General features: G+C 67.9%; 22 protein-coding genes. 5 read left to right on the forward strand and 17 right to left on the reverse strand.

Features of this window, described 5'->3' with window-relative positions; translation table 11 throughout:
• Positions 1–659: efflux RND transporter permease subunit (locus HY726_11385; protein ID MBI4609598.1), on the forward strand; the 659-nt coding region annotated here is incomplete at its 5' end.
• 220 nt (positions 660–879) lie between these two features.
• A complete protein-coding gene (locus tag HY726_11390) occupies positions 880–1,119 on the forward strand; it encodes a DsrE family protein (protein MBI4609599.1) in 240 nt (79 codons plus the stop codon).
• Between the two features lie 312 nt (positions 1,120–1,431).
• Here the strand turns inward: HY726_11390 and HY726_11395 are convergent, their stop codons facing one another.
• From HY726_11395 to HY726_11425, 7 genes are all read right to left on the reverse strand, one after another.
• Complete coding sequence (locus HY726_11395) at positions 1,432–2,220, reverse strand: DUF2470 domain-containing protein (GenBank protein ID MBI4609600.1); 789 nt, start codon at positions 2,218–2,220, stop codon at positions 1,432–1,434.
• 1 nt (position 2,221) lies between these two features.
• The gene (pcaD, locus tag HY726_11400; protein MBI4609601.1) at positions 2,222–3,022 is read right to left on the reverse strand and encodes a 3-oxoadipate enol-lactonase; all 801 of its coding nucleotides are present in this window, start codon (positions 3,020–3,022) and stop codon (positions 2,222–2,224) included.
• Positions 3,023–3,147: 125 nt separating this feature from the next.
• Entirely contained in the window at positions 3,148–3,393 is a 246-nt protein-coding gene (locus HY726_11405; protein ID MBI4609602.1) for a DsrE family protein, read from the reverse strand.
• Between the two features lie 243 nt (positions 3,394–3,636).
• Positions 3,637–4,251 carry a DUF1326 domain-containing protein gene (locus tag HY726_11410; GenBank protein MBI4609603.1) on the reverse strand — a complete coding sequence of 205 codons (615 nt, stop codon included), beginning with the start codon at positions 4,249–4,251 and terminating at the stop codon, positions 3,637–3,639.
• A 34-nt stretch (positions 4,252–4,285) separates the two neighbouring features.
• Positions 4,286–4,708 (reverse strand): cupin domain-containing protein, encoded by a 423-nt coding sequence (locus tag HY726_11415; GenBank protein MBI4609604.1) that lies wholly within the window; start codon positions 4,706–4,708, stop codon positions 4,286–4,288.
• Between the two features lie 46 nt (positions 4,709–4,754).
• On the reverse strand, positions 4,755–5,903 hold the full coding sequence (locus tag HY726_11420) for a cysteine desulfurase (GenBank protein ID MBI4609605.1): 1,149 nt from the start codon (positions 5,901–5,903) through the stop codon (positions 4,755–4,757).
• Positions 5,904–6,209: 306 nt separating this feature from the next.
• Complete coding sequence (locus HY726_11425; GenBank protein MBI4609606.1) at positions 6,210–6,851, reverse strand: methyltransferase domain-containing protein; 642 nt, start codon at positions 6,849–6,851, stop codon at positions 6,210–6,212.
• Between the two features lie 110 nt (positions 6,852–6,961).
• On the opposite strand from HY726_11425, the gene HY726_11430 reads away from it, so the two are divergent.
• Complete coding sequence (locus HY726_11430; protein MBI4609607.1) at positions 6,962–7,936, forward strand: LysR family transcriptional regulator; 975 nt, start codon at positions 6,962–6,964, stop codon at positions 7,934–7,936.
• Here the strand turns inward: HY726_11430 and HY726_11435 are convergent.
• The 6 genes from HY726_11435 to HY726_11460 all read right to left on the reverse strand — a co-directional run bounded on the left by HY726_11435 (position 7,909) and on the right by HY726_11460 (position 14,357).
• Positions 7,909–8,400 (reverse strand): DinB family protein, encoded by a 492-nt coding sequence (locus HY726_11435; protein MBI4609608.1) that lies wholly within the window; start codon positions 8,398–8,400, stop codon positions 7,909–7,911. The genes HY726_11430 and HY726_11435 overlap by 28 nt on opposite strands.
• A 16-nt stretch (positions 8,401–8,416) precedes the next feature.
• On the reverse strand, positions 8,417–8,824 hold the full coding sequence (locus HY726_11440) for a pyridoxamine 5'-phosphate oxidase family protein (GenBank protein ID MBI4609609.1): 408 nt from the start codon (positions 8,822–8,824) through the stop codon (positions 8,417–8,419).
• Between the two features lie 16 nt (positions 8,825–8,840).
• Positions 8,841–10,736 (reverse strand): SurA N-terminal domain-containing protein, encoded by a 1,896-nt coding sequence (locus tag HY726_11445; GenBank protein ID MBI4609610.1) that lies wholly within the window; start codon positions 10,734–10,736, stop codon positions 8,841–8,843.
• Between the two features lie 77 nt (positions 10,737–10,813).
• A complete protein-coding gene (locus HY726_11450) occupies positions 10,814–12,229 on the reverse strand; it encodes an NCS2 family permease (protein MBI4609611.1) in 1,416 nt (471 codons plus the stop codon).
• Complete coding sequence (locus HY726_11455; GenBank protein ID MBI4609612.1) at positions 12,213–13,031, reverse strand: tRNA (adenine-N1)-methyltransferase; 819 nt, start codon at positions 13,029–13,031, stop codon at positions 12,213–12,215. The genes HY726_11450 and HY726_11455 overlap by 17 nt, the downstream gene beginning before the upstream one ends.
• A gap of 99 nt (positions 13,032–13,130) precedes the next feature.
• Complete coding sequence (locus tag HY726_11460; GenBank protein MBI4609613.1) at positions 13,131–14,357, reverse strand: MFS transporter; 1,227 nt, start codon at positions 14,355–14,357, stop codon at positions 13,131–13,133.
• Between the two features lie 27 nt (positions 14,358–14,384).
• Here HY726_11460 and HY726_11465 point away from each other — a divergent pair, with 27 nt between their 5' ends.
• Positions 14,385–14,831: a VOC family protein gene (locus HY726_11465; GenBank protein ID MBI4609614.1), complete on the forward strand. Its 447-nt coding sequence runs from the start codon at positions 14,385–14,387 to the stop codon at positions 14,829–14,831.
• Positions 14,828–15,286 carry a hypothetical protein gene (locus HY726_11470; protein MBI4609615.1) on the forward strand — a complete coding sequence of 153 codons (459 nt, stop codon included), beginning with the start codon at positions 14,828–14,830 and terminating at the stop codon, positions 15,284–15,286. Before HY726_11465 ends, HY726_11470 begins: the two co-directional genes overlap by 4 nt.
• Before the next feature lie 690 nt (positions 15,287–15,976).
• On the opposite strand, the gene HY726_11475 is transcribed toward HY726_11470, so the two are convergent.
• The 4 genes from HY726_11475 to HY726_11490 form a co-directional block, all read right to left on the reverse strand.
• Positions 15,977–17,170: an MFS transporter gene (locus HY726_11475; protein MBI4609616.1), complete on the reverse strand. Its 1,194-nt coding sequence runs from the start codon at positions 17,168–17,170 to the stop codon at positions 15,977–15,979.
• A 22-nt stretch (positions 17,171–17,192) separates the two neighbouring features.
• The gene (locus HY726_11480) at positions 17,193–18,368 is read right to left on the reverse strand and encodes an acyl-CoA dehydrogenase family protein (GenBank protein MBI4609617.1); all 1,176 of its coding nucleotides are present in this window, start codon (positions 18,366–18,368) and stop codon (positions 17,193–17,195) included.
• 38 nt (positions 18,369–18,406) lie between these two features.
• The gene (locus HY726_11485; GenBank protein MBI4609618.1) at positions 18,407–18,895 is read right to left on the reverse strand and encodes a hypothetical protein; all 489 of its coding nucleotides are present in this window, start codon (positions 18,893–18,895) and stop codon (positions 18,407–18,409) included.
• An 18-nt stretch (positions 18,896–18,913) separates the two neighbouring features.
• A partial coding sequence (locus tag HY726_11490) for a hypothetical protein (protein MBI4609619.1) occupies positions 18,914–19,529 on the reverse strand: 616 nt, incomplete at its 5' end.

The raw sequence follows: 19,529 nt of genomic DNA on the forward strand, positions 1-19,529 counted from the left end.
AGATGCCGCCGGAGTACGGCACCGTCACCGTCGGGCGGGGGAAGCTCCTCGCCGAGGCGATCCAGAACTTCCTGATCGCCTTCGCCCTCGCCCTCGTCTTCATCTACATCGTGCTGGCCGCCCAGTTCGAGTCCTTCGTCCACCCCATCACGATCATGGCCTCCATGTTCCTCGCGATCCCGTTCGGGCTGCTGACGCTCCTGATCGTGGGGAAGACGCTCAACATCTACTCGATCATGGGCCTCTTCCTGCTGATGGGCGTCGTCAAGAAGAACGCGATCCTCCAGGTCGACTACACGAACGTCCTCCGCGGCCGCGGCCTCCCGCGCTTCGAGGCGCAGATGCAGGCCGACCGCGCCCGCTTCCGTCCGATCTTGATGACAACTCTGGCGATCATCGCAGGGATGCTGCCGGTGGCCCTGGGCCGGGGCGACGGGGCGGCGTCGCGGGCGTCGCTCGCGACCGTAGTGGTGGGCGGCCAGCTCCTCTCGCTCCTGGTCACTCTCCTCGTCACGCCGGTGATCTACTCGATGTTCGACGACCTCAAAGGGCTCCCCGCCTTCGCCTGGGTGCGCTTCCCGCGCTGGAAGGAGGCTCTCGCCACGCGCTGGCAGTGGGTCAACGGCCGGATCGCCAACGGCCGCCGCCCCGGCAGCTAGGGGCCTGTCGGAGTAATGCCCTTTCGAGCGCGGGCTTCGCCCGCGCAACCGATTCCTGGGGGAGGCCTCGGAGGGGGCCGTCGAGGCCCCCTCCGATTGCCTAGGGCGGGCTGCGAGGAGAAACGGAAGCATCGCAAGCCTCGGGTTTCAAGAGAATGGGCCCCGAGATGGGGGTTCGGCCCGATGCGGAACGTGGGCTAGAGACTGAGAAAGGAGGCCCATGGCCAGATTGCTCGTCACCGCGACCTATGGGATTGACAACTCGACCCGAGCTGGGCTCCCATTCTTTGTCGCCAGGGGCGCCAAAGAGTCCGGAATCGAGGTCGGCATTGTTCTCGCGGGCGATGCCACTCAGCTCGTCCGGCCGGAACTACGCAGGCATGTGCAGCCAGTCGGTCTACCGCACCTGGAAGAACTGTTCCAGTTCGCAGTTGACCACCAGATCCCCGTCTACGTCTGAGGGGGGTGAGCCCAGGCCCGGGGGGTCTTGGACGAAGACCTCAAGCGAGTCCCTGGCGCGGTGAAGATCGACGTCAAGCGCTATGCACAGCTGATCATGGAATACGACCGGACGGTGGTGTACTAGCCCCAGTCTGGGGCGAAGGACCGCGAGTTCGAGTTGACCGGGGAGGTTGTGGTCCTCAAGAAGTAGCCGGTTCACGGCGCCCGCCACCGGCACTTCAAGAGGACGGTGATCGCGAGGCCCGCTGCCCCTGCGGGCGTGGGACCCGGGCCTCTCCGAAGCCTCTCCCGGGGGCGCAGTTCGGGAAGGTCAAGGCGCGACGCCCTGGCGGGCGGTCCTCAGCATCTCGATGAAAGCGGCGCGGGCGAACTCGGGTGTTGTGACTTCGCGCGGGAAGGCGATCCGCACGCTGTAGAGACGCTGCCCGCTCCTGAGCCTGAGCTTGAACCCGAGGCGATCCACCGAGACCATGGACGCCTCGTCGGCCGTCGCGCCGGCCCGGACCCGGGCCAGCGTCAGCAGGGCGTCGGGATGGTCCCGGTTCATGTGCTCGACGATTCCCGCTGCGGCGTCGGCCAGCGGATCCGGGCGCGCCTCGCGGTATGCCTCCGCGGACACCCAGTCCATCGCGGCGAAGCCGCCCACGAAATACACGTCGGCCACCTCCAGGCGATAGAAGCCGAAATCCTCGAAGTCCACCCAGTACGCGGCGTTCGGGTGGCGGGCCAGATACGCCGCCCGCCCGGCGCCCGCATCCGGCTTCGCGAGCGGCAGCGCCTCGCCCATGAGGGTCACGCGCCCGGCCGCGAGGGGATCTCCAGTCCATCCGGGTTGGGTGACGAGCAGGCTCGCTCGAGGGTCGGCCTGAAGGTTCTGCGTGTGCATCGCCATCGCGCTGATCAGGAAGATCGGGCGGCCTCGCTCGTCGAGAGCGTAGGGCATCAGCGAGGCGAACGGGTGCCCAGGGTGCTTCACCGAGAGCGTGGAGAGCGTCCCGGCGCGCCCGAGATAGACGAGCGTCCGGGCGCGCTCCGCGTAGGTGGGCTCGGGGGCCGGCGGGCGGTCGGGAACCGGCGGCGGATCGGCGTGACGGCTCATCCTAGAGCGAGCTTCGCCCCGTGACCTTGCCGAGGAATCCCAGGAGTACCCGGTTGAACTCCTCCCGCTGCTCCAGGTTGGAGAGGTGCGAGGCCGAGCGCAGGATGGCCAGCTCGGCCGACGGGAGCGCGGCGTGGATCGCGCGTCCCATCTCCACCGGGGTCCCCGGATCTTCCTCCCCGACGATCACCAGCGCCGGGCAGTGGATCGCTCCCAGGCGATCGGTGACGTCGATCTTGGGAATGGCATGACAGCAGCCGATATAGCCCTGCGGGGGCGTCGTTCTCAGCATGACCCGCACCCGGTCCATCACGTCGGCGCGCCGCTCGCGGAAGGGCGCGGTGAACCACCGCTGGAGCGTGGGCTCGACCATCGGCTCCATCCCCTTGGCCTCCACTGTGCGGATCCGCTCCTCCCAGACCGGCCACATCTCCGCAGGGTACCGGCTCGTCGTATCGCACAGCACCAGGCTCTTGACCATCTCCGGGTGTTCGAGCGCGACGACCTGGCCGATCATCCCGCCCATGGAGAGCCCAACGAAGTGCGTCTCCCTGATCCCCACGCCTGCGAGGAGGCCGTAGAGGTCGTCCGCCATCTGCTCCAGGGTGTACGGGCCCGGCGGCGCGCTCGTCTGGCCATGCCCACGCGTGTCGAACCTGAGGACCTGGTAACGCCCGCGGAGCGCGCGCGCCTGGTCGTCCCACATGCTGAGGTTGCAGCCGAGGGAGTGGCTCAGCGTGACCACGGGGCCCTCCCCCTCGATCGTGTAGTGGATCTCGATGCCGTTGGCCTTGAGCTTCATGGCTACACCGAAACGACCTTGTCCGCCGCGGCGACCTTCTCGGCGAACACCTTCGGTGTAACGAACTGGGCGTTCTTCCCTTTGAGGTCCTCGTCGGTGACCCCACGGGCCACCGAGCATTTGCCTCAGACGTAGATCGGCACCCCGTGGTCGATGACCTTTTTCAGCATCTCGGAGAGCGGCGGCATGGCGACCGGAACGACCTCGCTGGCGACCGCCGCCTTCATCAGATAGGCGGCCTCACCGGCGAGAAAGATCTCCGGCTGGTGCCCGGCGTCGATAGCTCCGAGAGCGAAGTTGAACGGAAAGCCCGCGCGGGTTGGATCGTCGCTCCCCGCAGTGCCTACGTAGAGGATCTTGGCCATCGTCACACACCCCCGTCCGCCGAGATTAGCTGCAGGGCCTTACGATAGCACAGCCGGAGGCGGTGGGGTGGAGGCATGCGAGTCCCTGGCAGCGTGGCGGATCTCGTTCGAGCGCGGGCTTCGCCCGCGCAACCAATTTCTGGGGGAGGCCTCGGAGGGGGCCGTCGAGGCCCCCTCCGATTTCCGAGCGGACGCGGACCGGACCGGGAAGCGGCCTCCGGGTTTGCGTGCCGAGGCTTGCGGCGTCGGTCAGGGACCCTGCCAGCGCACCTTCGCCAGCTCGCCGCACTTGCCCGGATGGGCGAAGACGAGCTCACGGCCCTCGCTGACCCAGAACTCCTTGAGCGCGTACTGCTCGCCCTCCTGGAAGACGAACCCCTGGGGCAGCACCACCTTGGGATTGGCCTCCGCCTTGGTCACAGGGTTTCGGATCGGCTGGAAGGAGATCCTGATGCGCCCGTTCACGCTGACCTCGGTCTCCTTGCCCGCGACCTTCATGGCGATCTTTACGAAATAGGGGCCGAGGACATGGGAGAACGTCGTGGCGAAGATCGCCCACGGCAGCCCTCCGGCTTCGCCCGAAACGATCCTGGCCAGAGCCTCGCGCTGAGTCGGCGAGGCGCCCTCGTCGATATAGATCGCGGCGACCCCGTTGCCCTCGTGGATCGCCCCCGGCCACTTGACCGCGACGGCGACCTTCTGCCCGTCGAGCCGGACGTCACCGTACGCGCCATCGGCCACCTGGAACCCGACCGCGCCCTGGCAGAAGCCCATCGTCGGCCGCGCGTTGAAGTTGCACGGGCAGCCGTAATCGCAGTTGCAGGCAAGCACGTAATCGCCGTTGATGTGCCAGCTGGTTGCCATCGTCCGATCCCCCGTTGGTGAGGCGTCAGCTCCGCTACTTGATCCACTCCATCTTCGCCGGGTCGAAGGGCGGCTGGGCGAAGTCCAGGATCGTCAGCTCGCCACCCTCGGCCTTGATGTTGTGGCTCGAGCCCTTCGGGATGTGGACGACAGTCCCCGGCTTGAGCGCGATCGCCTTGCCGTCCAGGATCGCCGTCCCTTTGCCGCTGATGATGTAAATGACGTGGTTGCCATCCTTGTGCCGGTGCATCTTGATCTCTTCCTTGACGACGATCGCGCCCGCCGTGTATCCGGGGGTCTTGACCATCTGCTTGAGGGTGAACCCGGCGCGCTGATCGCCCTTCTTCACCTCGTCGCTGAAATCGAAGACCTCGCTTTTCGGCGCTTCGGCAGCCACGATGCCGATCAGGCCTGCGACGACGAGCACCACCACTCCAGGGATCCACCGCGTCTTCATAGCCTCCTCCTCTTGCGATCCGCTGGGCCCAATGGATCTCGGGGCGCTACTTGACCGCCATGGCACGGGCCCGGGTCACGAGCAGCTCGGCGGCTCGATCGACTTCCGTTTCTGTCGTGAACCGACCGACGCTCAGGCGGACCGCGCCCCGCGCCTGCTCCGCCGGCACCCCCATCGCCCGCAGGACGGGGGAGAGGTGGATCTGGCCCTCGTGGCACGCCGCCCCGGTCGAGGCGGCGATCTCGGGAACCGCCTCCAGCAGGTCGGCGCCCACGTGGCCGATGAAGTTCACGTTCAGCGTGTTGGGGAGCCGGCGCTCGGGATGGCCGTTCAGCACGAGGGCGTCGCCCAGTCCCTCGCGCAGGCGATCCCACAGCCGGTCGCGCAGGCGGCGCAGGGTTTCGGTCGCCACCGGCAGCGAGTGGCGCGCGATCTCACACGCCGCCCCCAGCCCCACCAGGTAGGGAACGTTCTCCGTCCCCGCGCGGCGCCCACCCTCGTGGCCGGCCCCGTGGATCAACGGTTCGAGGGTGAGGCCCTGCCTCACGTAGAGAGCGCCCACCCCTTTCGGAGCGTAGAGCTTGTGGCCGGCGAGCGACAGGAGGTCCACGCCCAGCTCGTCCACGCTGACCGGGATCTTCCCCGCAGACTGGGCGGCGTCCGTATGGACGAGCGCGCCGTGAGTATGCGCCAGGGCCGCGATCTCTCGGATGGGCTCGAGCGTGCCGACCTCGTTGTTGGCGTGCATGATGCTGACGAGGAGGGTTGGCCGACGCAGCGCGTTGCGCAACGCGTCAAGATCCACGAGGCCATAACGATTGACTGGCAGGACGGTGACCCGGCATCCCAGGCGCTCGAGGAAGGCACACGGCTCCAGGGTGGCGGGATGCTCGACGGCGCTCGTGATCAGGTGGATGTCCGCCGCCGACTTCATGAGGGCCGGCAGGACGAGCCCCTTGAGGGCCAGGTTGCTCGCCTCGCTCCCGCCGCTCGTGAAGACGATCTCTGCCGGCCGGGCCCCGAGGAGGTCGGCGACCTGCGCGCGGGCGCGCTCGACGGCCTCACGGGCGATCCGCCCGTAGGCGTGGGCGCTCGACGGGTTGCCGAAGTGCTCCCGGAGAAACGGCTGCATCGCCTGGACCACGGCCGGATCCAGCGGCGTCGTGGCGTTGTGGTCGAGATAGATGGCTTTCACGCTGTCGCACTCATCGGGCGCCGTCCCGCGGCCAGAAGCCTGTCGGAGTAATGCCGTTCGAGCGCGGGCTTCGCCCGCGCAACCGATTCCTGGGGGAGGCCTCGGAGGGGGCCGTCGAGGCCCCCTCCGACCCTCCTAGAAGGCCCGACCCTAGCGGCTCCCTCATCTGCGGGCCAGCACCTCTGCGGCAACCACGCGCGGGTCCTTGGTCCGGGGGTTCCGGCTCACTCGCAGGAGCGCCGCGTCGCGAAACCCTGCGGCCCGGAACTCGTCGAGGAAGGCGCCGCCCTCCTTGGCGCCCGCGATTCAGGCGAACCAGTCGGCTTCGCTGAAGCCCGTCTCGGCGGGAAGCGCCTCGCGCAGGATGAGTTCCGCCGCGAAGACGGTCCCGCCCGCCCGCACCACCCGCGCCAGCTCGAGGAAGATCATCTCACGGGCGGGGTTCAGGTTAAAGATGCCGTTGACGAGGGCGACGTCCACCGACCCGCTCTTGATCGGCAGGCGCTCGGCGTCGGCCCGACACAACCCGATGTTCCCAGCCCCGACCTCGGCCACGGCCAGACGGGCCAGGGCCAGCATCTCCTCACTGAAGTCGACCCCGATCACCCTGCCCTCGGGCCCCACCCGCCGGGCGGCAACCAACAGGTCGAGCCCCGCGCCGCAGCCAAGGTCCAAGACGCGCGCCCGCCGCGGAATGTCCGCCAGCACGGCAACGTTTGAAACCCCGGCGAACGCGTTGACCGAAGCCGACGGCAGCGAGGCGAGCTGGTCGGCCGGGTAGCCCACGCTCGCGGCGAATTCCCTGCCCACCGGGAACGCGTGCTTGACCTCAGGCCGGCGCGCCGCCGCCGAGTAGGCCCGCCGCACTGCCTCGCGCAACCGGACGTGCATCTCCTCGCTCAGGCGAGGCGCGTGCGGTTTCACGGCGACCGGCTTGGCTGGAACCATCGCGTCTGTCCCCGGGATCTCCCCGCTTCCCAGGATAGGCGGAGGCATGATATAAGGTCTAATAGTAATTACTTTTTAATTTGATAAGTTCTACTTCTCAGGAGTCGAGGGTGACCCTGCGCCAGTTCGAGGTGTTCGTCGCCGTGGCTCGGGCCCGGAGCTTCCGGCGCGGGGCGGAGTCGCTCCACCTCACCCAGCCCGCCCTCTCCCAGCACGTCAAGGAGCTGGAGGCGGAGCTCGGCACGCGCCTCTTCGACCGCCTCGGCCGGACCGTGGCCCTGACCGAGGCCGGCCGGCTCCTCCAAGAGCACGCCCTCCGCCTCTTCGCCACGCTCCAGGGCGCCCGGGACGCCATCGGCGAGCTCCAGGGCCTCAGGCGCGGAAGCCTCCTGATCGGCGGGAGCACGACGCCGGGGATATACGTCCTACCGAGACTGATCGCCGCGTTCCAGACCCGCTACCCGGCGATCCAGGTGAGCCTCAGGATCGCGAACTCGCGAGTCATCGAGGAGCGGGTCCGGGCCAACGAGCTGGACCTCGGCGTCGTGGGCGGCCACGTCCTCGGGCCGGGCGAGCGCTGTCTCACCGCCGGCCTGCTGGACGAGCTGATGCTGATCGTGCCTCCCAAGCACCCCTGGGCCCGGCGCGGCTCGATCCCGCCCGGCAACCTCACAGGCGAGCGCCTGCTGATGCGGGAGGAGGGATCGGCCACCCGCCAGGTGACCGAGCGGGCGCTCGGGCAGGCAGGGATCCGGTTCAGCGTGGCGATGGAGCTCGACCACACGGAGGCGATCAAGGAGGCGGTGATGGCGGGCCTGGGGGTGGCGTTCGTCTCGGTTCACGCAATCCGGGGAGAGCTGGCGGCGCGACGCCTGCGGACGGTCCGTCTCCGCGGCGTCCCGATCCGCCGGCACTTCCACGTGATCCACCACGAGGCCCGGGTTCTCGCGCCGGCCGCGCGCGCGTTCGTGGAGCTTCTCCGTATGGCTACGGAGGGGCCCGGGGCTGAGACCGGAAGGGTTCGGAGTGGTGGCCGCCGCGGCGAAGCTTCGCTGGCTCAGGCCCGCGCGGACTCCAGGCAGTAGAGGACGAAGTCGATGTTACCGGGCGAGTGGCCCAGGTCGGTGAGCATGGCAGCGATCTCGCTCCGGTGTTGCGTTCCGTGGTTTGCACACTGGAGCATCGCCTGCCAGCGCGGGATTGTTACCGATCCCTCATCGCGAACCCACAGGATCGGCTCAAGCAGTTTGGCCCCGTCCAGGGATGCGATGTACGCACGTCGAACCGGGTAGAGCTCTTCCCACCGCCGGCGCACGGCCTCCAGTGTGGGAAAGTCGGTGACCGAGAGCGTCGGCGCCGTCTCACCTCGCCAGCGAGCAAACCAGCGCAGGTCTGCGCCCACCAAGTGCGCGAAGGTCGGGAGAATTGGGTTCGCCCCCTTCGTCAGCTTCTGGCCGAGTTGGTCGTCGCCCAGGTGCGTCGCCTTCGCCAGCAGGCGATTGTTCGCCCACACACCGTATTCGTAGAGCGCCGCGAGCATTCCCTTCATGCTGTCCCCCTGAGGGCTACTCCACGCCCCAGGCGAAGGCGTGGGTGGGGGTGACCTCGACGACGACCGAGTCCGACTCGTCCAGGGCGGCTTCGTCGGGGTACTGGGGGTACTTCTTGTAGAGGAGCGCGCGCACCTTCCTAAAGCGCGGGCCCTTCTCGATCAGCCTGGCGGTCCCCTGGACCATCACGCCCTTCAGGTGGGCCCAGTTGTCCGAGTAGACGTCCACGGTCACCGTTACGCGCGGGTTCTCCTTGAGGTTCAGGACCTTTTTTGCGTCATTCCCGGAGGCGAAGTAGATCTTCCCGTCCAGCAGGACGTGGCAGACCGGAACCACATGGGGGACACCGGCCTCGCTGACCGTCGCCACCCGGCAAACGCGCTCCCACAGGATCAGGTCGGCGACGGATTTCTTCAGGCGCACGTGAATCCCGCGAGCGCTACTGGAGCTGGGCCTGCACCTGGATCTTCGCCTTTGCGCGGAGCGTCGCCACCCAGCTCTGCCAGGCGTCAGCCTGCTTCAGCTCGAGCAGCTGCTTCTCGAGCTCCCCCCGCTCCTTGTCGAAGCCGGACGGATCCGGCGGGTGACGCTCCAGCGTCTTCACCAGGTACATCCCCTGCGGCGTCTTGGCCGGCTCGCTGATCTTCCCCACCCCCGTCTGGAAGGCGAGGCGCAGGACCTCGCGGGGGAGCTTCGGATCCTTGGGAGGGTCGCTCTGCGAAACGAGACCGGTGTCTCCCGTGGGAGAGCCCTCCTTCGCCGCGAGCGCCACGAAGTCCTCCCCCCTGGCCGCGGCGAGCCCCAGCGCCTTGGCCCGCTCCAGCACCTGCGCCTCGGCCTTCGGGCGCTTGACCGCCAGGGCTACCTGCTCCTTGATCTCGCCCAGCGGCGGGACCGCAGCCGGCAAATGCTCGACGCCCTTGAGGAGCACATAGCCAGCGGCGGTCTTGAGCGGACCCGAGGTCCCCCCCGCGGCGACGGAGAAGACGGTCTCCTCCAGCTCCGCGTCGCGGCCGACGCCCTCGAGCGCGACCCCACGCGCGAGCGTCGCCTCTTTCGGCTCGAGCCCGAGCTTTCGTGCCTCGTCGGCGAAGTCTTTGACAGTCCGGAGCGCGGAGGCGGCCTCGTCGGCCTTCGCGACGGCGGCCCGGTCGCTCCGCTCGGCCTGAAGCTTCTCCGTGATCTGGGCGGCCACCTCCTTGAGCGGGCGCTTGTCAGCCTCCTGGATATCGAGGACCTTGATGGCGTGATACCCGAACGGCGTCCGGACCGGCTCCGGCGAGACCTCCCCCTTCTTCAGGGCGAAGACGGCCTGCTCGAAGGCGGGAACCAGGTCGCCGCGCGAGACGAAGCCGATGTCGCCACCGCTGCCGGCAGATGCCGGATCCTCGGAGATCTCCTTGGCGAGTTTGGCGAAGTCCTCGCCCGCCTTGGCGCGCCGGATGACCTCTTCGACCCTCGCCCTCGATTTCTGCTCGGCCTCGCTACCGCCCACCTCCGGCACCTGCACGAGCACGTGGGCGGCACGGACCCGGTGGGGCCGCTCGAACTCCCTGCCACGATCCTTGTAGTAGGCCTCGACCTCGGCGTCAGACACCTTCTGGGGGAACGCCTTCGGGGCGACCACCACGTACTGGACCCGCCGGCGCTCGGGGCGCTGGAATTCCGCCGGGTGGTCCTTCAGGTACGCCTGGATCTCGTCGTCGCTGGCGGCGACCTTCGCGAGGAAGGGCGCGGTCTCCACGAGCACCCAGACGGCGCGCACCTTCTCGCGCCTGAGCTCATAGGCCTGGCGGAGTTCGGCCTCCGAGACCTTGATCCCGGCCCTGATCGTCTCCTCCGCCTTCCGCCGGGCCAGTGCCCGCCGCAGGTCAGCCTCGAAGCCGGCCGGCTCGCGCCGGTTCTCCTTGAGCACACGGAGGTAGCGGTCGCGGGAAAAGCGACCGCCCTGCTGGAACGCCCGCATGCCCTGGATCCGGGCGCGCAGCTCCTCGTCGGACACCGTGAGGCCCTCGGCCGCCACCCACTGCGCGACGAGCGTCTCGTCGATCAGGTCGTTGAGGACCAGTTGGGAGAGACCCATTCGCTGGGCCTGCTCGTCGGTGAAGCGGTCGCGGAAGAGCTGCCGGTAGTACTCCACGAACTCCTGATAGCGCCGCTGGTAGCGCTCCTGGGAGATGTCCTCGCCGTTCACCGTGGCCGGGGCAGTGACATCACTCCCCGTGATGCTCCCCTTCCCCCACACGAGGAACGTGGTGCCGATGAAGGCCACGATTACGATCCCGAGGAGGAGATGGAGCGACTTCAGGTACCGCCGCATCGCGCTGATCATCATGGCTGATCGAGCTTAGCACACGACCGCGAAGCGTGCCACCACCCGCCGGCGCCGGGCCGGGCGCGCCCCGCGTGCAGCTAGAAGCGACCGAGGGCGCGGAGCCAGGGGAGCGCGAAGTACACGACGAAGGCGAGCGCGGCGCCGTACATCATCGGGTGGACCTCCGCGGCCTTGCCCCGCACGAGCTTCAGAAACGCGTAGGCGACGAAGCCCGCCCCGATGCCGTTGGTGATCGAGTACGTGAAGGGCATCACCGTGAGGACCAGGAGCGCCGGGAATCCCTCCTCCAGGTCCGCGAAGGGGATCTCCCTCACGATCCGGCACATGAGGTAGCCCACCACGATCAGCGCCGCCGCGGTGGCCTGCGGCGGGACGATCCCCGCCACCGGCGCGAAGAAGAGCGCCAGGAGAAAGCAGAGCCCGGTGACGACCGAGGCGAGGCCGGTCTTGGCGCCTTCGGAGACTCCGGCCGCCGACTCGATGTAGGTTGTCGCCGATGAAGCCCCCGCCGCGCCTCCCGCGACGGCGCCCAGCGAGTCGATCAGGAGGACCCGGTTCAGCCTGGGGAGCCGCCCGTCCCGGTTGAGCCAGCCGGCTTCGCTACCGATGCCGATCACCGTCCCCATCGTGTCGAAGAAGTCGGAGAGCATGATGGAGAAGATCGTGACCAGCGCTGCGATGATCCCGACGCTGACAAAAACCTCCAGGTTCAGCCCCTGGCCGAGCGTGGAGAAGTCAGGAAGCTCGACGATCCGCGACGGGATGACAGCCTGCCCCGGGGTCGGGAACGCCGTGCCGCCGGAGGCCGCGTTCACCACGACCGCGACCAGGGTCGTGAGGAGGATCCCGAGGAGCAGCGCGCCCCTCACCCGAAGGGCCTGCAGCCAGAGGGTGAGGAAGAGCCCGACCAGCGCCACCACCACCGGCGCCGTCGTGAGGGCGCCGAGCGTCACAGGCACGCCTGGCGGGCCGGGCTTCACGAAGCCCGCCGACACGAGACCGATGAAGAGGATGAACAGGCCGATCCCCACGCCGATCGCCTGCTTGAGGGCCATCGGGATGGCGTTCATGATGGCCTCGCGAAACCCCGTGAGCACCAGGATCGTAATCGCCACCCCCTCCAGGAACACGACGCCCATGGCGGCGGGCCAGGGGAGCTTCATCCCCGCGACGAGCTGGAACGCCACCACCGCGTTGAGCCCCATCCCCGAGGCGATGGCGAGCGGGTAGTTGGTGAAGACTCCCATGGCGAGCGTCGCCAGTCCGGCCACCAGGCACGTGGCGGCGAGCGTCGGGGCGAAGGCCGGGCCCTGGCCCTGCAGCTCCTTGATCCCCGAGAACGAGAGGATAGCGGGGTTCACGAAGATGATGTAGGACATCACCATGAACGTGGTGAGGCCGCCGGTCACTTCGGTGCCGACGGTGGTGCCGCGCGCGCTGAGGCCGAAGAGGCGATCGAGCGCCGTCACACCGTATTCAGGAGGCGGCGCTATCGCCGGGGAGCTCCTCCGGGACGACCCGTCGGGCTACCGTGATGAAGCCGGTGTGAGCCACCATCCGGTGGAACGGCCGCACGGAGAGCCCCTCGATGTTCCAGGGCCGGAAGAGCGTCTCGAAGGTCTCCACGAGGGCGTAGGCCGGATGCCGGCGGAGCGCCTCGGCCACCTGGTGGGACTGGAGAATCGTCGGCACGTAGGCGAGGAAGATCCCGCCCGGTCGAAGCACCGTCGCGACCGCCTCGACCAGGCGCCAGGGCTCGGGCAGGTCCAGGATCACGCGGTCCACGGGCTCCTCGTCGGGAAGCCCCTCCTCCACGGGGAGGAAGCGGACCAGCAGGTTCGTGACCTCGCCGAGCCGCGCGTGGATGTTGGCGAGGGCCCGGCGCGCGAACTCTTCCCGCTGCTCGTAGGTGATGACTTTGCCTTCGAGGCCGACAGCCCGGAGGAGCGCGAGCGTCAGGGCTCCCGAGCCCGTTCCGGCCTCGAGCACCCGCGCTCCGGGGAAGATGTCGGCCCAGAACAGGATCATCGCGAGGTCCTTCGGGTAGATCACCTGGGCCCCGCGCGGCATCTCCAGCACGTACTCGGCGAGGGTTGGCCGGAGGGCGAGGTATCTGAGCCCGAGGGAGGTGCGCACCCAGCTCCCCTCGGGCTGGCCGATGATGGCGTCGTGAGGAATCCACCCGCGATCGGAGTGGAAGGCGTCACCCTTGCGGAGGGTGAGAAGGTGACGGCGCCCCCGCTGGTCGATCAGGAGGGCCTGCTCCCCGTCCTGGAAGGAGGAGAAGAGCGTCATGATCGAGTCCGACCAGAGCCCCTTATACCACACCCGCGGCGGCCGGTGGAAGCCGCCAGTGAGCCGACCACGGCCCCGGCGCCACGGCGAGCCACGCGCTCAGCCACGCCGGGGTTCGGGGAGGAAGAGCGCCGCGAAGAACCCGAGCAACGGCATCACCCCGGCGATGCCGAGGGCGACCAGGAGCCCCCAGTGATCGGCGACCCAGCCGAGGAGCGCCACGCCGAGGCCGCCGGTGCCGATCGCGAAGCCCACGATGAGCCCCGAGGCCATCCCCAGGTGCCTCGGCAGGTACGCCTGCCCGAGGACCACCGACACCGAAAAGGTGGACACGAGCACGAAGCCGGCCGCGCCCAGGAGCAGGAACGCCCAGGCGCCGCGGGCGAAGAGAAAGGCGAGCGTGAGCGGCGTCGCGAGGAAGAAGACGCTGACCATGAAGCGCCGGGCGCCCCACCGGTCGGCGAGAGGGCCGCCCACCAGGGTGCCGAGCGCGCCCGCGCCCAGAAAGACGAAGAGGAGCGGGCCCACGAGCCGCGGGTCGGCCTTCAGGTAGTCGATGTAGAAGAACGGAACGAAGGTGGTGAGGCCCAGGGACGTCCAGGAGCGGAGCGTGACGACCAGGATCAGGAGCGCCATGGCCCCCACCATGGTGCGCCCTCCCTCCGCGCTCCGTGCCTGGGCCTGCACCTGCACGGGCGCCGAGAACGAGGGGAGCGAGACGGTCAGGAGCGCGGCGACCGCGAGGCTCGGCAGGAGCATCGCGAGGCTCCCCGCGAGGCCGAAGCCGGTGACGAGGGTCGTGATGATCGGGGGACCCAGGGCGATCCCCACGTTCCCGCCGATGGAGAAGAAGGAGAGCCCCGTCGCCTTTCGATCGCCCGCCACGTGGCTCGCGGTCTTGTAGCCCTCGGGGTGATAGGCCGCGACGCCGAAGCCCATGACGACGACCAGGGCCAGGACCGCCGCGTAGCTCGGCGCGACGCCCGTGAGCGCGAGGCCGAGCCCGGAGACAGAGGCCGACACGGGGAGCAGCCAGCGCCGCGCGGTCCGGTCGGAGAGGTAGCCGAAGAGCGGCTGGATCACCGAGGAGGTCACGTTCGCGACCAGCATGATGGTGCCCGCAGCCGCGTAGGAGAGCGCGAAGGTCTCGCGCAGGAACGGCAGGATCGCGGGGAGTGCGCCCTGGTTGACGTCGATGACCATGTGACCGACGGCCAGGAGCGCGAGGAGCCGGGCGTTGGGGCGCACGCGGGCCACCGGAGCCGCGAGGACACCGGGAGCGGCGACGCTCGTGTGTCCTGAGCCTGAAGCGTCGGGCGCGGTCATGGGTCCCTATGATACACTACCGCCGCGATGCCAGACCGGCTCAGGGTCACGGAGCTCGGCCATGTCTCGCTCTTCGTCCGGGATCTGGAGGCCTCGATCCACTTCTACCGGGACGTCCTCGGGCTGAAAGACGTCGGGCGAGGCAAGGGCGGCAGGATCGCGTTCTTCTCCGCGGGGCCGCATCACCACGACCTCTCGATCGAGCTGGCGCGCATCGAGGGGCCCACCCACGCCTCCGGCGCGGGGACCCGGCCCAAAGGCGCACCTGGTCTCTACCACATCGCCTTTCAACTGGGGACGACCCTCGAGGAGCTCGCGGAGGCGCGGCGCTGGGTCGAGGCGCACGGTCTTGAGCCATTCGGGGAGATGGAGGGCCGCGACAGCGCGTCTTTCTCTATTCCCGACCCTGATGGCCACGAGATCGAACTCTACGTGGACCTGAGGCGAACTCTTGAGGTAGGAGATAGGCAATGACTGAGGAGCCTGGAGGTCCCTATCTGTCAACTGCCGTATTCTGCGAGAAGGTCCTCCAGGAAAAGGATGGAGTTGCAAGCGTAATCAGAATTGTAGACCGCTTTATTGTTACTATTAGTGCCTCCGGCTCAGAGCCTCCGGAAAAAATGCCACCGATGACCATTACAACCACCGCATTTTTGTCGTTCAAGTCGGGTTTCGCTAAAGGCAGTCAAGTGATCAAGCTGGTTCCGCGAGATCCTTCTGGAAGGCCAATGGCTCCGGAGGCCTTACTACCCGTCTTTTTCGAAGGCGATGATCGCGGAGCTAGCGTGACCGTGAACGTGACTTTTCGCGTCGAAGAGGAAGGTCTTTACTGGTTCGATGTGCTTCTGGGCGATAGACTCATGACGAAGATACCTCTACGGGTCGTATATCAACGCGTGAGCCTGGGTACACAACCTGGATCTGTCTGATCGCGGACGACGATTCCGTCCGAGGCGCCGCGCTCGTGTGCACAGTATAGTGCATCGCCAGCGGCCGAAGCTTGCTCCTGAGCTCTTCCTCCGTCCAGTCACCATTCGAAAACTCAGCAAGTCTAAGATCAATCTCGTGGACAAGCTCAACCGCTGCTGGATCAGCTCGCTTCTCGATGTTCCAGGCTCTCGGGACAAACCACTCCTGGAAGGCAGAGAGTGAGCTCTGACCAGCCAAGTATTTGGCGAGCTGTGACCGAATCTCAAGATCAAGGGGTTGCATGGCGACCCTCCCTCCGGCACGCCGGGTGAGTAAAGATGAGCTCCGGGAGATGTTCAACCACGGCCGTTACCTTGAGCGGGCCGAGGCCGGCGAGCTCATAAGGAAGTTACATGCTGAAGGACACCCGGCTTCTCCGCGAACCGGCCTACCGCGCTGCACGCGCAGTCAGACTATAGCATACCTGGATGCGCAACTAAACCAAGTCGGGCTAGCCCACCAATATCTTCTTCCGGATGGAACGCGCTCAGGACGTCCCGATCCGAAAAGGCTACTCGTGGGCGACACGCTCTATTACGTATAGCCCCCCACACCCTGCCCCATAATATGTGGCCTCGCGTGCACAAACGGGACCTACCTTTTCGGTCCGTTTATCCGGACCGAAGCATCGCCCCGTTGCCCGCAACCGTTCAAGACGCCCTTAGAGGCCGGACGCGCCAGAGCGATCCCGCCCCAAGCGCCAGCACCGCCACGACGAAGCCGAAGGCCCAGAGGTAGCTCCCCGTCAGGTCGTAGATCATCCCGCCCGCCCACGCGCCGATCGCCTCACCCGGTCCCATCGCCAGCACGATCCAGCCATAGATCGTGCCGAAGCTCGGGCCCGCGAAGATGTCGGCCGCGCGCGCCGAGCTGACGATTCCGCTCGAGCCCTGGGCCAGCCCGTAAAAGATCACATAGGAGAAGAGCCAGCCCGGCCAGCCCGACCGGGCGAGGAGGGCGAGGCTTCCGATCCCCAGGGCGGCGCTCGAGTACGTCAGCGTCAGCGTATCTGCCCGGCCAAGGCGGTCGGCGAGCCAGCCCGTCAGGAGGCGACCACCGAGGCTGACCAGGCTCACGGTCCCGAGCGCGGCGGAGGCCTGGACCGGCGGAATGCCTGCGCCGATGGCGAAGGCCACCATGTGGACGTTCATCAGCGGAAACCCGATAGAGGAGAAGAACCGGCAGGCGATGAGCCACCAGAACGGCGAGCTTCGGACTGCCGAGGCCATGGTCCAGCCGCCGGGGCTCGGGACCACGCGTGCGTCGCGCGTTCCCGCCGGCACGCGCTGAAACGCATTCGCAGGAACCAGGATGATCACGAGCAGGGCCGCCCACACGAGGAGCGTCGCCCGCCAGCCATAAAGCACGACCAACGTCTGGGCGACCGGGATCAAGCAGAAGGCGCCGAGGCCGGTGCCGAGGTCGGCGATCGCGATCGCCTTCCCGCGGGCGTGGGGATACCAGAGCGCCGCCACGACCATGTTGGCCTGGCTGCCGAGGGCCGAGAGGCCGAGGCCGGCGATCACGCCATACGACAGGAGTAGCAGCGGCAGGCTCGCCGCCTGGCTTGCGCCGAGGAGTCCCACGGCCCCCAGCACCGCGGCAGACTGAAAGAGCCACCGCGGGCCGAGCCGGTCGAGCGCGTAACCGATGAGCGGCGCGGCGACACCCCCGAGGAGGAACACCGTCGACTGGACCGCCGCCACCTCGGCGCGCGAGCCCCCGAACTCGCCGACGAGGGGCAGGTAGAGAACGGCGAAGGCCATGACGATACCGTTCTGCACGGTCAAGGTCAACGCCGCGATGGCGAGGCTCCACCGCGCCCGCCGGCCTTCGCTGGTCAAGGAGATCCTGGGAGGTGGGTCGCTACTCGTCGCCGAAAGCCGAGAGGCCCGTGATATCACGCCCGAGGATGAGGGTGTGGATGTCGTGGGTCCCCTCGTAGGTGTACACGGTCTCCAGGTTCAGCATGTGGCGGATCACCGGGTGCTCGTCCACGATCCCCGCCGCGCCCATGATGTCGCGCGCCATGCGGGCCGTCTCCAGGGCCATCCAGACGTTGTTCATCTTCGCCATCGAGATCTGCTGCGCGCGCGCCTTGTCCTGATCCTTGAGCCGCCCGACCTGGAGCGCCAGGAGCTGGGCCTTGGTGATCTCGGTCAGCATCCAGACCAGCTTCCGCTGGACGAGCTGAAAGGAGGCGATGGGCTTGCCGAACTGGACCCGCGACTGGGCGTACTGGAGCACCCAGTCGTAGCAGGCCATGGCCGCGCCGATGGCGCCCCAGGCGATCCCGTAGCGGGCCTGGGAGAGGCAGGAGAGCGGTCCCCTGAGCCCCTTGGCGCCAGGGAGCTTGTTCTCGAGTGGGATCGCGCAGTCCTGGAACGAGAGCTCAGAGGTGATGGAGGCGCGCATCGAGAACTTTCCCGGGATCTCGAGGGTGGAGAAGCCCGGGGTCCCCTTCTCGACAAGGTAGCCGCCGATCTCGTTGGCTTCCTCCTTGGCCCAGACGACCGCGACGTCGGCGATGGAGCCGTTGGTGATCCAGAGCTTGGTGCCGTTCAGAACGTAGCGGTCACCCTTCCTGAGCGCCCGGGTCTTCATGGAGCCGGGATCCGAGCCGTGGTCGGGCTCGGTGAGGCCGAAGCAGCCGACGACCTCCCCTTTCTGGAGGCGGGGGAGCCACGTCTCCTTCTGCGCCTCCGAGCCGTACGAGTAGATCGGGTACATCACGAGCGCGCTCTGCACGGAGGCGCACGAGCGCAGCCCGGAGTCGCCCCGCTCGAGCTCCTGCATGATGAGGCCGTAGGCCACGTTCCCGAGGCCGGCGCAACCGTAGCCCTTGAGGGTCGCGCCGAAGACGCCCATCTCCCCGAGCTCGGGGATCAGGTGGGTCGGGAAGGTCCCCTCCCGGTGGTGCTTCTGGACGATGGGCAGGAACTCCGCCTCCACCCAGTCGCGCACGGCGTCGCGCACCATCCGCTCCTCCTCGCTGAGCAGCTCCTCGACCCCGCAGTAATCGAGACCGCGAAACTTTTCCATGGCGCGTCACCTCATTCCCGACTCGACGGGCCGGCGGCTCAGACGCTGGTCAGAAGCGCGAAGATGCGGCGGGCCAGCTCCTCGTGGTCCTCGACGTTGTGGGGAAAGAGCCCGAACGCTTTCTCGTCGACCAGGTCCACCGTGGTGAACACCCCGCCAACTGCGTAGGACCCGAGGCTCACCACCTGGAAGCACGACCGCCCGGGCTCCGGCCGCTCGCTGACGAAGACGAAGTAGAGGTTCGGCCACTTCTGGCGGGCCATCAGGAAGACCGACTTGTCGCCGCGCTGCTGCTCCACGGAGAGGTACTGCTCGATCGCGGGATGGTACTTCACCTCGATCAGGAACTCCATCGGGTCCCCGTCCTCGGCGATCCGCGCCGCGCGGAAATCGGGCGAGAAGTCCTCCCGACCGACCCGGAACGGGGGCGCGTCCTGGGTGAACCGGGTGATCCCGTAGCGCGCCCTCCGGAAGATCGACTCCACCAGGGCTTTCGCGATCCGTCGCTTGACTTCCAGGAGGTCCATGGCCGCTGCGGAAACCGCTCAGACGTTGGTGACGATGGACGGCGCGTCCTCTCCCAGGGCCCGCTCGAGGGCTTCGGCGAGGAGCTGGTCGTGCTCGTGGGTGGTGGCGAAGATCCGGCACTGGGCGACCTTCCCCGGCAGGTACTTGAACAGCTCGGTCAGGCGCTCCTTGGACACCCGCTTCGAGCCGGAGTCGTAGACGTAGATCTGCCGGTCTCCGAGCGCCAGCGGGTTGAGCGGGCGGGGGTCCTGGAGCGCCATGTCCACCCTGAAGGCGAGGTCCCTGAGCCGGGCCGGCAGGCACTTCCGCACCCGAGCCTCGACCTCATCGGCTTTCATGAAGCCGAGCCCGCGCTGCAGCTCGGCGATGTCCAGCACCACCTCGTGGGACATCCGCCACTTGAGCCGGCGGTCGAGGATCTGGCGCCACTCCTGGCCGAAGGCCTTGCGCTCGGGGTCGTCGGAATCGTGCCAGCGCCCGACCTCCTCCAGCAGCGTCCACTCGGTCAGGTGGAGGTAGGGGTGGAGCTCCTTCCTCAGGTCCCACGGGAAGACGATCTGCATCGTGTCGCGGAAGATCTCCTTCAGGTGGAGGTCGATCCCCCGCGTCGTGCGGTGGTAGTAGACGTTCGTG

The organism is Candidatus Rokuibacteriota bacterium (assembly GCA_016209385.1).
In the GTDB taxonomy this organism is placed as follows: Bacteria; Methylomirabilota; Methylomirabilia; order Rokubacteriales; family CSP1-6; genus JACQWB01.

Bases quoted from the DNA above. Each gene is read 5' to 3' on its own strand.
- HY726_11435 (MBI4609608.1), bottom strand. From the start codon at position 8,400: ATGAAGGGAATGCTCGCGGCGCTCTACGAATACGGTGTGTGGGCGAAC.
- HY726_11410 (MBI4609603.1), bottom strand. From the start codon at position 4,251: ATGGCAACCAGCTGGCACATCAACGGCGATTACGTGCTTGCCTGCAAC.
- HY726_11425 (MBI4609606.1), bottom strand. From the start codon at position 6,851: ATGGTTCCAGCCAAGCCGGTCGCCGTGAAACCGCACGCGCCTCGCCTG.
- HY726_11455 (MBI4609612.1), bottom strand. From the start codon at position 13,031: ATGACGCTCTTCTCCTCCTTCCAGGACGGGGAGCAGGCCCTCCTGATC.
- HY726_11485 (MBI4609618.1), bottom strand. From the start codon at position 18,895: ATGGACCTCCTGGAAGTCAAGCGACGGATCGCGAAAGCCCTGGTGGAG.
- HY726_11460 (MBI4609613.1), bottom strand. From the start codon at position 14,357: ATGACCGCGCCCGACGCTTCAGGCTCAGGACACACGAGCGTCGCCGCT.
- HY726_11415 (MBI4609604.1), bottom strand. From the start codon at position 4,708: ATGAAGACGCGGTGGATCCCTGGAGTGGTGGTGCTCGTCGTCGCAGGC.
- HY726_11470 (MBI4609615.1), top strand. From the start codon at position 14,828: ATGACTGAGGAGCCTGGAGGTCCCTATCTGTCAACTGCCGTATTCTGC.
- HY726_11480 (MBI4609617.1), bottom strand. From the start codon at position 18,368: ATGGAAAAGTTTCGCGGTCTCGATTACTGCGGGGTCGAGGAGCTGCTC.
- HY726_11390 (MBI4609599.1), top strand. From the start codon at position 880: ATGGCCAGATTGCTCGTCACCGCGACCTATGGGATTGACAACTCGACC.
- pcaD (MBI4609601.1), bottom strand. From the start codon at position 3,022: ATGAAGCTCAAGGCCAACGGCATCGAGATCCACTACACGATCGAGGGG.
- HY726_11395 (MBI4609600.1), bottom strand. From the start codon at position 2,220: ATGAGCCGTCACGCCGATCCGCCGCCGGTTCCCGACCGCCCGCCGGCC.
- HY726_11445 (MBI4609610.1), bottom strand. From the start codon at position 10,736: ATGATGATCAGCGCGATGCGGCGGTACCTGAAGTCGCTCCATCTCCTC.
- HY726_11465 (MBI4609614.1), top strand. From the start codon at position 14,385: ATGCCAGACCGGCTCAGGGTCACGGAGCTCGGCCATGTCTCGCTCTTC.